This window comes from Haemophilus sp. SZY H68 (assembly GCF_018829685.1).
Lineage (GTDB): Bacteria > Pseudomonadota > Gammaproteobacteria > Enterobacterales > Pasteurellaceae > Haemophilus > Haemophilus haemolyticus_K.
In genome coordinates this window covers 28470-42272 of sequence record NZ_JAHKKB010000002.1, presented here as the reverse complement: position 1 = coordinate 42272, position 13803 = coordinate 28470, and the positions used below count along the sequence as shown (strand labels likewise).

Annotated in this window: 15 protein-coding genes; 6 read left to right on the top strand and 9 right to left on the bottom strand. The window is 37.5% G+C overall.

Annotated elements, in window-relative coordinates:
• Positions 1-28: 28 nt before the first annotated feature.
• The 3 genes from tpx to serC form a co-directional block, all read right to left on the bottom strand.
• On the bottom strand, positions 29-526 hold the full coding sequence (gene tpx / locus KP712_RS04095; RefSeq protein ID WP_111407487.1) for a thiol peroxidase: 498 nt from the start codon (positions 524-526) through the stop codon (positions 29-31).
• 8 nt (positions 527-534) lie between these two features.
• Positions 535-1644 (bottom strand): histidinol-phosphate transaminase, encoded by a 1110-nt coding sequence (gene hisC / locus KP712_RS04090; RefSeq protein WP_111407486.1) that lies wholly within the window; start codon positions 1642-1644, stop codon positions 535-537.
• Between the two features lie 65 nt (positions 1645-1709).
• Entirely contained in the window at positions 1710-2792 is a 1083-nt protein-coding gene (gene serC / locus KP712_RS04085; protein WP_111407485.1) for a 3-phosphoserine/phosphohydroxythreonine transaminase, read from the bottom strand.
• 189 nt (positions 2793-2981) lie between these two features.
• Here serC and KP712_RS04080 point away from each other — a divergent pair, with 189 nt between their 5' ends.
• A complete protein-coding gene (locus KP712_RS04080) occupies positions 2982-3329 on the top strand; it encodes a DUF496 family protein (protein ID WP_111407484.1) in 348 nt (115 codons plus the stop codon).
• A gap of 41 nt (positions 3330-3370) precedes the next feature.
• On the opposite strand, the gene KP712_RS04075 is transcribed toward KP712_RS04080, so the two are convergent.
• On the bottom strand, positions 3371-3697 hold the full coding sequence (locus KP712_RS04075; protein ID WP_106014129.1) for a zinc ribbon domain-containing protein YjdM: 327 nt from the start codon (positions 3695-3697) through the stop codon (positions 3371-3373).
• 113 nt (positions 3698-3810) lie between these two features.
• Between KP712_RS04075 and KP712_RS04070 the strand changes: the two genes are divergently transcribed.
• The gene (locus tag KP712_RS04070; protein ID WP_111407483.1) at positions 3811-4368 is read left to right on the top strand and encodes a YtfJ family protein; all 558 of its coding nucleotides are present in this window, start codon (positions 3811-3813) and stop codon (positions 4366-4368) included.
• Positions 4369-4401: 33 nt separating this feature from the next.
• Here KP712_RS04070 and rsmC read toward each other — a convergent pair whose 3' ends face one another.
• Positions 4402-5394: a 16S rRNA (guanine(1207)-N(2))-methyltransferase RsmC gene (rsmC, locus tag KP712_RS04065; RefSeq protein WP_111407482.1), complete on the bottom strand. Its 993-nt coding sequence runs from the start codon at positions 5392-5394 to the stop codon at positions 4402-4404.
• A 94-nt stretch (positions 5395-5488) separates the two neighbouring features.
• Between rsmC and KP712_RS04060 the strand changes: the two genes are divergently transcribed.
• The 3 genes from KP712_RS04060 to rimI are packed head-to-tail and all read left to right on the top strand — an operon-like array spanning position 5489 to position 6925.
• The gene (locus tag KP712_RS04060; protein ID WP_065250119.1) at positions 5489-6076 is read left to right on the top strand and encodes a lipoprotein; all 588 of its coding nucleotides are present in this window, start codon (positions 5489-5491) and stop codon (positions 6074-6076) included.
• Between the two features lies 1 nt (position 6077).
• Complete coding sequence (holD, locus tag KP712_RS04055; protein ID WP_111407481.1) at positions 6078-6482, top strand: DNA polymerase III subunit psi; 405 nt, start codon at positions 6078-6080, stop codon at positions 6480-6482.
• 2 nt (positions 6483-6484) lie between these two features.
• Positions 6485-6925 carry a ribosomal protein S18-alanine N-acetyltransferase gene (rimI, locus tag KP712_RS04050; protein WP_111407480.1) on the top strand — a complete coding sequence of 147 codons (441 nt, stop codon included), beginning with the start codon at positions 6485-6487 and terminating at the stop codon, positions 6923-6925.
• 42 nt (positions 6926-6967) lie between these two features.
• On the opposite strand, the gene fdhE is transcribed toward rimI, so the two are convergent.
• The 4 genes from fdhE to fdnG all read right to left on the bottom strand — a co-directional run bounded on the left by fdhE (position 6968) and on the right by fdnG (position 12678).
• Positions 6968-7876 carry a formate dehydrogenase accessory protein FdhE gene (gene fdhE, locus KP712_RS04045; protein WP_111407479.1) on the bottom strand — a complete coding sequence of 303 codons (909 nt, stop codon included), beginning with the start codon at positions 7874-7876 and terminating at the stop codon, positions 6968-6970.
• Positions 7877-7942: 66 nt separating this feature from the next.
• A complete protein-coding gene (locus KP712_RS04040; RefSeq protein WP_048953726.1) occupies positions 7943-8659 on the bottom strand; it encodes a formate dehydrogenase subunit gamma in 717 nt (238 codons plus the stop codon).
• Positions 8652-9590, bottom strand: a complete 939-nt coding sequence (gene fdxH / locus KP712_RS04035; protein WP_048953725.1) for a formate dehydrogenase subunit beta — start codon at positions 9588-9590, stop codon at positions 8652-8654. Before fdxH ends, KP712_RS04040 begins: the two co-directional genes overlap by 8 nt.
• 1 nt (position 9591) lies before the next feature.
• Complete coding sequence (gene fdnG, locus KP712_RS04030) at positions 9592-12678, bottom strand: formate dehydrogenase-N subunit alpha (protein ID WP_140450234.1); 3087 nt, start codon at positions 12676-12678, stop codon at positions 9592-9594.
• 286 nt (positions 12679-12964) lie between these two features.
• Between fdnG and fdhD the strand changes: the two genes are divergently transcribed.
• Complete coding sequence (gene fdhD / locus KP712_RS04025) at positions 12965-13777, top strand: formate dehydrogenase accessory sulfurtransferase FdhD (protein ID WP_111407477.1); 813 nt, start codon at positions 12965-12967, stop codon at positions 13775-13777.
• Positions 13778-13803: the final 26 nt, after the last annotated feature.

The following is a 13803-nucleotide window of genomic DNA, read 5'->3' as shown; positions in this document are numbered from 1 at the left end:
AGGGGATATTTTAATTAGCTAATGTAAGTTATAGCACAGCCAAAGCCGCATCATAATTCGGCTCATTTTTAATTTCAGAGACTAATTCGCTGTGTATGACATTATTATTTTCATCAAGAATAATGACTGCACGCGCAGTTAATCCTGCAATTGGACCTGTAGTGATGTTAACGCCTAGCGTATCATGTACGGATTTATGGCGGAAGGTTGATAGTGTTTGTACATTTTCAATTCCTTCAGCACCGCAAAAGCGTGCTTGTGCAAAAGGGATATCTGCTGAAATACAGAGTACGACAGTATTTTCTAATGTGGATGCTCGTTGATTAAATACTCGTACAGACGTTGCACATACACCGGTATCAATACTTGGGAAAATATTAAGGACTTTACGCTTACCAGAAAAATCCCCTAAGCTTACATCAGCTAGATCTTTATTTGTAAAGTGCACGTTTTCTACTTTTTCGCCTTTTTGTGGGAAATGGCCTTTTACTTCAATGGGATTACCCATCATTGTTACTTTTGTCATAAAAGCTCCTATTTTATGAGAGGGAGATGTAGCACCTTAGAAAGTGCGGTGAAAAATCGGTCATTTTCTTCTGGTAAACCAATACTTATACGAAGATGATTTGGCATTCCATAGCCTGCTATTGGACGAACAATCACACCTTCATGCAATAAGGCATCATAAATTGGTGCGGCAGGTTGTTTAAAATTAATCGTAATAAAATTTCCTTTTGAAGGAATATATTCTAAGTTGTGCTTTTGGCAGAATGTTTCATAGCGAATCATTTCTGAGCGGTTATTTTCCGCCACTTTTTCAACAAAATGATCATCATTCATCACGGCAACTGCTGCCGTTAATGCTAATGCATTACAGTTAAAAGGTTGACGAACACGATTTAATAAATCGGCAATTTCGGGATTAGATACTGCGTAACCGATACGTAATCCGGCCAATCCGTAAGCTTTAGAAAGTGAGCGAGAAACAATAAGATTAGGGTATTTTTTTAAAAGACTAAAAGAATCTATGCGCTCTTCTTTTTGGGTAAATTCTGTGTAAGCCTCATCTAACACAACAATGACAGTTGCAGGAATCTGCTCTAAAAAAGCATCGATTTCTTGCTCAGTTAAAAAGTTACCTGTGGGATTGTTTGGATTCGCAATATAAATAAGCTTCGTTTTATCAGAAAGAGCGGCTAAAAATCCGTTTAAATCATGTCCCCAATTTTTAGCGGGAATTTCTTTTGCTACTGCATTAATTGCTTTAGTGACTAGTGGATAGACAATAAAGGCATATTGTGAATAAATGACTTCATCATGTTCACTAGCAAAAGTATGGGCAAAGAGTTCTAATAAATCATTTGATCCGTTTCCAAGCGTAATTTGGTTAGGTTGAACACCAAATTTTTGAGCAATAGTTTGTTTGAGTTCAAAACCATTGGCATCGGGATAACGTGTGAGTTGATTTAGTTGTGCATTTATAGCGCGTTTAGCACTTTCGGGAAAGCCAAATGGATTTTCATTTGAGGCGAGTTTTATAATATTGGAAATGCCGAGCTCACGTTCGAGTTCTTCTATTGGCTTTCCTGCTTGGTAAGGTGAAAGGGATTTAACCCCTTGATTGGCGATATTAATGTACTGCATTGTTTTTATACGTTTTTTTATTCATATTGTGGATATTATAGAAACAGGCGTTAAGCCTGTTCTGATTAGCTATTTTCTGCTTCAAATTTTTTCATAAATTTAATCAGCGCTTCTACCCCTTCTAATGGCATGGCGTTGTAAATAGATGCACGCATTCCTCCAAGAACTTTGTGTCCTTTTAATGCTTGTAAGCCTGCTGCAGTTGATTCAGCTACAAATTTCGCATCGAGCTCAGCATTACCAGTGATAAAAGTCACATTCATAGTTGAGCGATTTTCTTTTGCAACAACATTTCTATATAGTTTGCTTGAATCAATGTAATTATAAAGCGTTTGCGCTTTTAATGTATTGCGTTTAGCAATAATGTCTAAGCCACCTATTGATTGAATATGTTTAAATACTAGAGAACATAGATACCATGCAAAGGTTGGTGGCGTATTTATCATTGAATCGGCATCACGCTGCACCGCATAGTTCCAAATAGAGGGCGTGTCTTTGCGGGCATGACCAATTAAATCGTCACGAATAATGACTAATGTAATCCCTGCTGGGCCAAGATTTTTTTGTGCACCGGCATAAATCACCCCAAATTTGCTGATATCTATTTGGCGAGATAGGATATTTGATGACATATCTGCAACTAATACGGCATCTCCCACTTTAGGAATATCAAAAATTTCAACTCCGCTAATAGTTTCATTCGGACAATAGTGAACATAGTCATATTGTTCCGCAATATCACTAAAATCGAGTTGAGTAATACGCGTTTTGTCTTCGTTTTCTACAATTGTAATTTCATCAATTTCTCCGAAATTACGCGCTTCTTTTGCTGCTGTGGCAGACCAATGCCCACTATTTAAATAAAGTGCTTTCCCTTTTTTCCCGATTAAATTCATTGGAATTGCGGCAAATTGACCACGCGCACCACCTTGTAAGAAAAGGACACGGTAGTTATCAGGAATATGATAAATATTACGCAAATCTTTTTCAGCTTGAGTGATAAGCTCCATAAAGTATTTGCCACGATGACTGACTTCCATGACAGATACCCCTTGATCAAGCCAATTTGTGAGCTCACTTTGTGCTTTATGAAGAACTTCTGGGAAAATCATTGCAGGACCTGCACTAAAATTAAAGACTTGTGACATTGTGTTTCCTTATTTTTATGAATGATATTGGTCTCTTTTTATCACTACAAAAGCGGATAATCAACGCTTTTTAAATAAATCCATCAATTTTGGGGAATGTTGTTAAAAGTTATTGGTAAGGTTTTGACGAATAGATGAAAAAAAGCTAAATTAATGAAGTCCACTTTGTCTATTTAAAAGAGAGTAATTATGGAAAATGTAAATAAGCAATCTTTCCAGGATGTGTTGGAGTATGTCCGAATGTATCGTTTAAAGAATAAGATTAAACGTGATATGGAAGACTACAACCGTAAAATTCGTGATAACCAAAAACGAGTATTATTGTTAGATAATTTGAATCAATATATTCGTGACGATATGAGCATTGAAGAAGTGCGCGGAATTATTGAAAGTATGCGAGATGATTATGAAGGACGAGTGGATGATTACACTATTCGTAATGCCGAGCTTTCAAAGCAGCGTCGAGAAACAAGTGCTAAGATGAAAGAACAGAAAAAAGCACATGCTGAATTGATGAAATCAGGTGGAATCGCTTAAATGATAAACCGATTCTGAATAAGAATCGGTTTATTTTTTTATTAAGCTTTTTTCAAAAACTCAGATTTAAGCATAATTTTGCCGCAATCTACGTTGTGATCGCCATTAACTAGGCGAATATTTTTGAATTTTGTTCCTTTTTTCAATACTTCTGATGAGCCTTTTAATTTTAGATCTTTAATGAGTAGCACATCATCACCATCGGTAAGTAAATTACCATTACTATCTTTGACGATGAGTTGATCATCATCAGTTTCAATTTGTTCATTACTATTCCATTCATTACCACAATCAGGGCATACAAAATTAACCGTGTCGTGATAAACATATTCACTTTGGCATTTTGGACAAGCAGGCATTTGATCCATTGGGTTTTCCTTCTTGGTTAGCATATAATAGGCGCGCGAGTATAGCAAAAAATGTCAAGTTCGCCAAAATAAACTAAGGTGGGCTTTTTTCGATAAAGTTTTGGAGAAATTACGTGAAAAAAAATTTTTTAGTGCTGGGATTGGGGTTAGCGATGTTGAGCAGTTCTACGTTTGCACATAATTTACAAATAGATCAATTATTACCTGCTGTGAAAGTATCTGATTATGGGGAAATTGTGTTAAATGGAAAGGATATTGCATTCCAATCTTGGACATCTTCTACGCTGCCTGGAAAAGTGAGAATCGTGCATCATTTAGCGGGAAGAACTTCAGCAAAAGAGAAAAATCAAGCAATGATTGATGCAATTAAGGCGTCACATTTTAATCCTGCAAAATATCAAACAACAACAATTATTAATGCTGATGATGCTATTGTTGGTACAGGAATGTTTGTGAAAAGTAGTGCGGAGAAAGGCAAGGTAGAGAATCCACATAGCCAAGTCGTGTTAGATGATAAAAGTGCGGTAAAAAATGCATGGGCTTTAAATGCCAAAGAAAGTGCGATTATCGTATTAGATAAAAATGGTAAAGTAAAATTTGTAAAGGAAGGGCAGTTGTCTGCCTCTGATATTCAGACAGTGCTTTCATTAGTAAGAGAATTTACTCATTAATGATAAAGGCGGCAAAATCCGCCTTTATTGTAGTTAATTTTTAACTGAATACACTTTAAATTTTCCTGTTTGAGCAACAACTTCGTAATTACCGAAATGTTGTCTAAGTAATTCGGGATAAGGCAAGAATGCATTGGCGACAATGCGTAATTCTCCACCTTGATTGAGATGCCATTTTGCTTGCGTGATGAGTTCTGTTACTGCTCGATAGGCGGTATCAATGCCATCATGGAATGGAGGATTAGAAATGATCAAATCAAATTTTCCTTCTATATCAGAAAAGACATCACTGGCGTAAACTTCGCCTTGTAATTGATTTTCAGAAAGTGTTTTACGCGCTGATTCTAACGCCATCGCATGAATATCAGTCATTGTAATTTGTGCGTTAGGAGAGCTTTTTTTTATCATAGAGCCAATTACTCCCGCTCCACAGCCAAGATCGAGTACTTTTCCTTTTATTTTATTATCAATGGTTGAAAGTAATAGTTCGGTGCCCGTATCTAATTCCGCTGCACTAAATACCCCAGGTAAACTATATATAGTTAAGTCTTGTAGCGTAGAATGTTGATAGGTTTTCCAGAAATTTTTAAGTTCAAAGTGAGGTTTGTTTTGTAGTGAAAAATGATATAAACCGCAACGACGAGCAGAGTCAATTTTCGCTATTTCTCCATAGGGTGCTAATGTTTTTTCTACTGAACGCACGCCACAACGGTTTTCTCCAATAATTAATATTTCTTGGCCAATAGGTGTCTGAGCTAATAGTTGAAGGAGTTGGAAATTGACTTCTTGTTTGTTTTTAGTCCAATAATAAACGATTAAATCAGCTTGACCTTGAAATTCAACGGAAAAATTGACCGCACTTTGCGTTCTTGCATAGTCAAAATAGCAACTCCAAATTTGGATTGATTGGCATTTAGAGGCTAATGTTTGAGGAAAATTATCAGAAATACCTCCAGCAAATAATACTGATTTACCATCAAAAAATGAAAGATGTCGTTCTAAAACTTGGCTCTCTAGAGAAATCACGCTTTGAATCCTGTGGGTTATTAGTTAAAATTACGCGCTATTTTAGCAAAATTATTAATAAAAATTGATTAAAACTATTTTAGGAAAATCCTTTATGAAAAAAATTCTCTCTGTAGCCTTAATGGCAACATTACTATCTGGATGTCAAGTTCTCGACCTTGTTCAAGGTACGCCTCAAAAGGCATCTAAAGTATCAAAGCCGGTATTAACGCCAGCTCAAACTGAAGTATTACAAAAGTTAGATGCGCAGTTTCAGCGTATTTCAGCTAAAGGCATCGAAATTGAATTCAATGGCGAGAAATATGTGAAACAAACACAAGCAGTAAAAGGTGACGATCCTCGTTTTGTGAGTCTAGCATTAAGTAAAAACAGTGAGGCTCGTAAAGCTGTGTTAAGTGACACATTCTATTTAACTGATGTTTCTCATGAGAAAGCTATTACGGAACGTTATTTTGCCAAAAATAAAGAGACCTGCCAGTTACAGGCTGTGAAATCAGATATTCATGATTATTATGCTTGTGCCAATGATAAATTTAAACGTTATGTGGCTTTAGTACATAAAGATAAAAATATTATTGCTTATCGTAGTTATACCTCATATCAAGTGGAACCTACACAGGCTGAAGAACGTGCGATTATTAAGGCATTAGTCGATTATCCATTTGATAGTATTGCTCGTTAATATGAATAGACGCGATCTTCTTTTACAAGAAATGGGCATTTCCCAGTGGACGTTATATCGCCCAGAGGTGCTACAAGGTTCAGTAGGAATTAGTGTTGCGGAGAATATTCGCTTTATCACTGTTTCTGATGAAAATATAAGTGGCTCGCCTTTGTTGGCTGATGTGCTACTCAGCCTTGATCTTAAAAAAGAAGATTGCTTATGTTTGAATTACGATCAAATCCAACATATCGAATGTAAGCAGCCTATTCGTTACTGGGTGCTATCAGAAAATAACGATAAAATTGACCGTACTTTATCATTTTGTATGCAAGCTGAGCGTGTTTATCGCTCGCCAAGTTGGCAACAATTTCAATCTAATCACCAAGCCAAACGTGAGTTGTGGCAGCAAATTCAGCAACCTTAATTATGTCTATTATTTCTCAAATTGAAGTCAGTGATTTCGAGCGATTGTATGAAATCGAGCAGCAAGCACATCTGGTTCCTTGGTCATTTGGTACATTAAAAAATAATCAAGGTGAGCGTTATCTCAATTTAAAATTAATAGAGAATAATCAGATTATTGGTTTTGCTATTTGCCAAACAGTATTGGATGAAGCGACTTTGTTTAATATTGCTATTGTACCGTCTCATCAAGGTAATGGATTGGGGAAATTATTGTTGAATGAGTTAATCACTCGATTGAAAGAAAAAGGTGTTCAGACCTTATGGCTAGAAGTTAGAGAGTCTAACCCCGCTCGTTTCTTGTATGAAAAAATTGGTTTTAATGAAGTCGATATTCGAAAAAATTATTATCCGAAACCCAGTGGTAGACGAGAAAATGCCGTGGTAATGGCCTGTTATTTATAGATACAAATGATATAGCCTAGGATGTTGTCCTAGGCTATATTTTTATGCTGCTTCTGCGGGAAATACAAATGGATTTAATCCGCTGCGTGCGAAACCTTTTTCTTCCATTTCGATATCTAAGAAAATAGAAGCCAAATCATCGGCTACTGGTTCTACATGAGGATCTTTTTCTTGGAACATGATTTTCAAGTAACTTTCACAGCTACCACAGGTTTCAGCACGAACAAGTGCAAGCTCTTCATCTAACGACCACATTTCGAGCTTGTCGTGGCTATTACAGTTGGTGCATTGTGCGCGTACTAAATTCCATTCACTTTCACATAAATTACAATGTAAGTAGCGTAAACCTTGTGATGTACCAATTTGTACAATACTCGCGACAGGTAATGAGCCACAAACAGGGCAGTGATGGAGGTTTTCAGTATTTTCCAGTTGGCTATTATGTGGAATTTGTTGAGTGAGTTGTAACCAATAGAGGGACAGGGCTGCCCAAATGAAAACAGACTTATCGCTACTTACTAAGTTAAATTCTTGAGTAAGAAGTTTAGTTGCCATCTCTTCTAATTCTGAAGATGATGCTTTTTCAAGCTGTTCAATAGTTGCTAATACTTGTTCATTAGCTTTAGGTTTTATTTCGTGAATAATTTCTGCGAGATATTCTCTCCAAATATTATTCCGTTGAAAAGTTTTTGCATTTAAGGGCTCAATTTCATTTAACTGTTTAAATGGATGAGCAGGTAAAGGATTTTTTTCTAATGTAGAAAGTTGGCTTTCTACAATATCTGCAGCAAAATTTAAGTAATCGCTTAGTGGATGATCCTTCGCTAAATCACGCAGACGTTTTGCACGACGCTGGTAAAGGTTTTTAGGATTCGCAAATAAAACAGGTGGAACATCATAAGCGTTCTTTTTTTGTTTAATTTCATCCTCTGAAAGAATTTTAATACTCATAAGATACTCTTGATTGTCACTAATAAAAAGTGCGGTTATTTAACCGCACTTTTTCATACTAGGGGGTTATTTTCCAAAGCCTTTAAATAATACTTTGGTTTTCCCACCTTTGTCATTTTTTTCGTTAATAAGGTCATTCTCTAGTGCTTCTAACACCTCTTCACGATACCATTTTGGATGGTGTTTTTTCGCCCAGCGAACAGTTACCCATCCTTCAACAATACCACGAATAGAGCCCTTGATCCAAAATGCCATATACATATGTACTAGGATGCCAGTGAATAGCATGAAAGCACTTAATGAGTGAAGCAAAATTGCAATACGCAATACTGGAATTGAGAAGTAATGTGAGAAGTATTGGCGCCACATAATGATGCCTGTTACTAATAATGTCACCATAGCTAAATTTAATGTCCAAAATAACATTTTTTGGCCAAAGTTATATTTACCATTATCAGCTACAGCATGCTCGTTACCTTTTAATACTTCTAATATGCCTTTTGCCCAGCGAATATCATTTTTTTCTGGAATATTGTGATCCCAGTATAATAACGCTAAGTAAATAAAAGCAAAGAACATTAATATCCCAGTGAACGGGTGAACTGCACGTGCAATTTGTGGTGTTCCCAAAATTTCTGTTAACCACGCAAAATCTGGGAAGAAAAAGGCAACCCCAGTGAACATTGTCATAAAAAAGCAAATTACCAACATCCAGTGGCTGATACGCGCAGGCGTTCTATGGCGGATAACGCGAGTATCGTTGCTAATTTCAATTTTACTCATGGTTTTCCCCCTTAGTTGATTTTTCTTCTTCAAATTCGTGGTGATGATCTTCCACATCTTCTTCTACATTTGGACCAACAGTTAAGTAGTGTGCGATTTCTGCAAGGGCTAAACCACCCATTGCCACCGCCGCAACTGGTTTTAACACATCTTTCCATAAAGTAACGCTTGGATCAATGCTTGGGTTTTTCGGAAGACCTGAATAAAGTTCAGGTTTATCTGCATGGTGTAATACATACATTACATGCGTACCACCAACACCTTCAGGATCGTAAAGCCCCGCATTTTCATAACCACGTGCTTTTAATTCAGCAATGCGTTGTTCTGCGTATACTTTCATTTCTTCCTTAGAACCGAAACGAATTGCACCAGTTGGACAGGTTTTCACGCAAGCAGGCTCTTGACCTACAGATACGCGATCCACGCAAAGGGTACATTTGTATACTCGATTATCTTCAGGATTCATTCGAGGAATATTGAATGGACATCCTGCGATACAATAGCCACAACCAATACATTTATCAGATTGGAAATCTACAATACCATTGGCGTATTGGATGATTGCGCCTGGTGATGGACAAGCTTTCAAACAGCCTGGTTCAGCACAGTGCATACAACCATCTTTACGAATTAACCATTCTAAACGATCGTTTTCTTCTACTTCGTTAAAACGCATTACTGTCCATGCTTTTGCATTGAGATCAACAGGGTTATCATAGATCCCTACACACTGAGCATTGACATCAGAGCGGATATCATTCCACTCTGAACAGCCTACCTGACAAGCTTTACAGCCAATACAGGTAGTAACATCGATTAATTTTGCGACTTCAACTTTATGATCTCGCGCGTGTGGTGCAGGTGTTAAGCCTGAAGTTGCGGAGATTTTAATAACGTCTTGCGTTTGAACGCCTTGAGCAGTTCCTGCCATATTATGCCTCCCCAACTTTTTCAATATTCACCAAGAATGTTTTGTATTCTGGTGTTTGCGTGTTTGCCTCGCCCCAAGATGGTGTTAAGGTATTAGTAGCAAATCCACGATTACCTTTACCATTTAAGGCTTTCATATTCCAGTGAATTGGAAGACCTACATGGTGTACGGTACGTCCATCAATTTCTAGATCTTTAAGACGTTTTGTAACCACGGCAACAGCTTTAATATAGCCACGACGAGAAGTAATTTTTACCATATCGCCTTTTTGGATGCCTTTTTCTGCCGCTAATTTTTCACCGATTTCCACAAATTGTTGTGGTTGTGCGATGATATTTAATGCAGATTGTGCTGTCCAACTATGGAAGTGTTCCGTTAATCGGTAAGTTGTTGCCACGAATGGGAACTCTTTATTTGAACCGATAAATTCTTTATCTTCAGGATAAATACGTACTGTAGGATCACTTACCACTGCAGCGTGCAATGGGTTAGTATCTATTGGGCTTTCAACTGGCTCATAGTGTTCAGGCATTGGACCATTTGCAATTTTATCAACTGCAAATAAACGACCTACACCTTCAGCAGACATAATAAATGGTCCAGCATCAGAACCTGGTGGTTGTGTACCATAGTCTGCTACATCATGCCAGTTCCAGTTTTTACCATTCCATTTGATTAATTGGCGGTTTTTATCCCAAGGATTACCATTGATATCTAATGATGCACGGCTATAAAGTACACGACGGTTTGCAGGCCATGCAAAGCCCCAACCAATGGTGCAACCTAGACCTGATGGGTCTGAGTTATCACGATTTGCGGTTTGGTTACCTTTTTCAGTCCATTGACCAACATATAACCAGTTACCTGATGTTGTTGTACCATCATCACGTAAATGTGCAAATCCATTGAGTAATTGGCCTTTTTTGTACATCAAGTTACCGTTTGGATCATAAAGATCTTCAAGCGCATAACCATTTAATTCTTTGGCTAATTCTACCGCACTTGGTGAGTGTGGTTGAGCATAGTTCCAAGTCATTGCTTCAAAGGATTCAATACCGCGACCACCTTCTTTTTGATAAAGATGATGCATTTCTTCACGAATCATAGAAAGAATTTCAACGTCTGGTAATGCTTCACCTGGCTGATCGCAACCTTTCCAGTGCCATTGCGCCCAACGTCCTGAGTTTACAATTGAACCATCTTCTTCTGCGAAACAGGTTGTTGGTAGGCGGAAGACTTCAGTTTGAATTTCTGAAGAATTCACGTTGTTTGATTCACCAAAGTTTTTCCAGAATTCAGAGGATTCAGTTTGAAGCGGATCCATCACGATTAAGAATTTTAACTTACTCATTCCTGCAACAGTTTTGTTTTTGTTCGGTAATGAGTTTAACACGTTAAAGCCTTGTAAAATCCAACCGTGTAATTTGCCGTCATTCATCAATTTAACGTGAGTAATCGGGTCATATAAGCGATCTGCTTTTGGTAAGAAATCAAAACCCCAACCATTTTCTTTGGTTGCTTTATCACCGTAGAAGGTTTTCATCATACTAACAAAGAATTTTGAAGTATGACGATAATAGTTCACTTGGTTTGGAACAATATCTTTTGGTGTAATCGCGTTAATGTATTGCTCGTAAGAGGTATCTTTATCGTTTGGTAAACGCATGTAACCTGGTAAAGACATTGGCAATAGGCCCATATCTGTTGTACCTTGCACATTGGAGTGACCACGTAATGCATTAATACCACCACCAGGCATACCCATATTACCTAAAAGTAATTGGATCATCGCCATTGAACGAATATTTTGTGTACCGATTGAATGCTCGGTAAAGCCTAACGCATATAGATGCGTCATCGTTTTATTTGGTGCAGAGGTTTTACCAATTTCTTCACAGATTTGTAAGAAGAGTTTTTGTTTTACACCTGTAATGCGTTCAACCATTTCTGGGGTATAACGAGAAACATGCTCTTTTAAGATATTAATGACACAACGAGGGTGTTGTAATGTCATATCACGTTTAGCCTGTCCGTTCTCATCAAACTGATAGTTCCATTTAGATTTATCGTAGTTACGTTTTTCTTCGTTGTAACCTACAAATAAACCGTCCTCAAATTTGAAACCTTCGTCAACTAAGAATGAAGCATTAGTATAGTGTTTAACGTATTCGTGTTGAATTTGGTTTGTTTCCAATAAGTAACGGATTACACCCATTAAAAATGCGATATCTGAACCAGAACGAATTGGCGCATGTAAATCTGCAACAGAGGCTGTACGGTTAAAGCGTGGATCGATAACGATAAGTTTAGCACCGTTTTTCTTTGCTTCAATTGCCCAACGGAAGCCAACAGGGTGAGCTTCTGCAGGGTTACCGCCTTGAACAATGATAAGGTTGGCATTTTTAATATCAACCCAGTTATTTGTCATCGCACCGCGACCAAATGATGGAGCAAGACTTGCTACCGTTGGTCCGTGTCAAGTATTCGCTTGGTTACACATCGGTACCATACCCAACATCCGCACCCATTTATGAGTTAGTAGTGCGGCTTCGTTGCTTATGGCTGATGCAGTCATAATACCTGTAGTTGTCCAACGGTTCACGGTTTTGCCACTTGCATCTTTTTCAACGAAGTTAGCATCACGATCGTCTTTCAGTAAGCGAGCAATGCGTTTAATTGCATCTTGCCAAGAAATTCGTTCCCATTTATCAGAACCAGGTGCACGATATTGAGGATATAAAGAACGGCTTTCACTATTTACATAGTCTAATGCACCAGCACCTTTAGGGCAAAGTGCACCACGACTTACTGGATGATCTGGATCACCTTCAAGGTGAAATAATTTAGAACGAGTATTTGTGCTGGTGTGGCCACTTAATGTATCAGCAGGTTTTCCAGTGCTATATAACAACATACCGCAGCTTACGGCACAATATGTACAGGTGTTACGAGATTCGAATGCGCGTAATAATTTATATTCACGCGGTGCAGCCAATGCACTTGTAGGCGCAAAGCCCAACATTGCGGCTGAAGTTCCCGCCATACCACCTGCACAGACCTTAAAGAATTTTCTTCTTGAGATCTGCATAATCACTCCTTTACATTAACAGTGAGCGTTAATGTGTTTTAGATTTTTAGATAGTAAAAAATTCGCTTAGATAATTTGATTGATTTCGATAAAATAGCCTTATCGAAAGGTAACATAAAAAGGCGATAGCAAAAAACACCAATTTAAGCGGGCCTAAGGATAACGATTTTTTAACCATAAATCTATAATCAAATTACATTAGATTGCTAAAAATAAGTGATCTAGATCATAAAAATGAAACAAATTTAACAAAAATGTTACATGCGTGTAATGGATATAACAAGAAATGAACTGGCTTTTACGACACTCAATCTATTTGTTTAGAACAAATAAAAAAGAAGAAAAAATTACCGCACTTTTAACTGAGAAAGAGGATGATCTTGCTGTTGAAATCCCAGTTTCTCTTGTTTATAACGGTATTTCTCATGCCGTGATGATGTGCTCACCAAAGAATTTAGAAGATTTTGCATTGGGTTTTTCTCTAACAGAGGGAATTATTGATAAACCTTCGGATATTTATGGTATTGATGTGATAGAAGCTTGTAATGGTGTAGAAGTTCAAATTGAACTTTCTAGTCGAAAATTTATGACATTAAAAGAACATCGTCGAAACCTGACTGGGAGAACTGGTTGTGGTATTTGTGGCACAGAGCAGCTTAATCAAGTTTATAAACACTTCCCAAAATTAGAGCAAACCTTTCAGTTTGATATTAATCGATTAGATAGTTGTTTAACTACATTACAAATTCATCAACAACTTGCTCAACAAACAGGAGCGACACACGCTTGTGCTTTTTTTGATTTACAAGGCAATATGCTTGTAATTCGTGAGGATGTAGGGCGACATGTTGCACTAGATAAGCTACTTGGTTGGTATGCAAAAACGGATAAACCTCAGGGCTTTATTTTAGCGTCTAGTCGCGCGAGTTATGAAATGGTTCAAAAAACAATAGCTTGCGGTATAGAGATGTTAGTGACAATTTCTGCGGCTACAGATTTGGCTGTGAAAATGGCGAATGAGCATAATTTAACCCTAATTGGGTTTGCGAGAGAAGGGCGGGGGAATGTTTACTGTGGTAAAGTGCGGTTGAAATTTTAGTGAATATAAAACAGGAAATAGGGTAA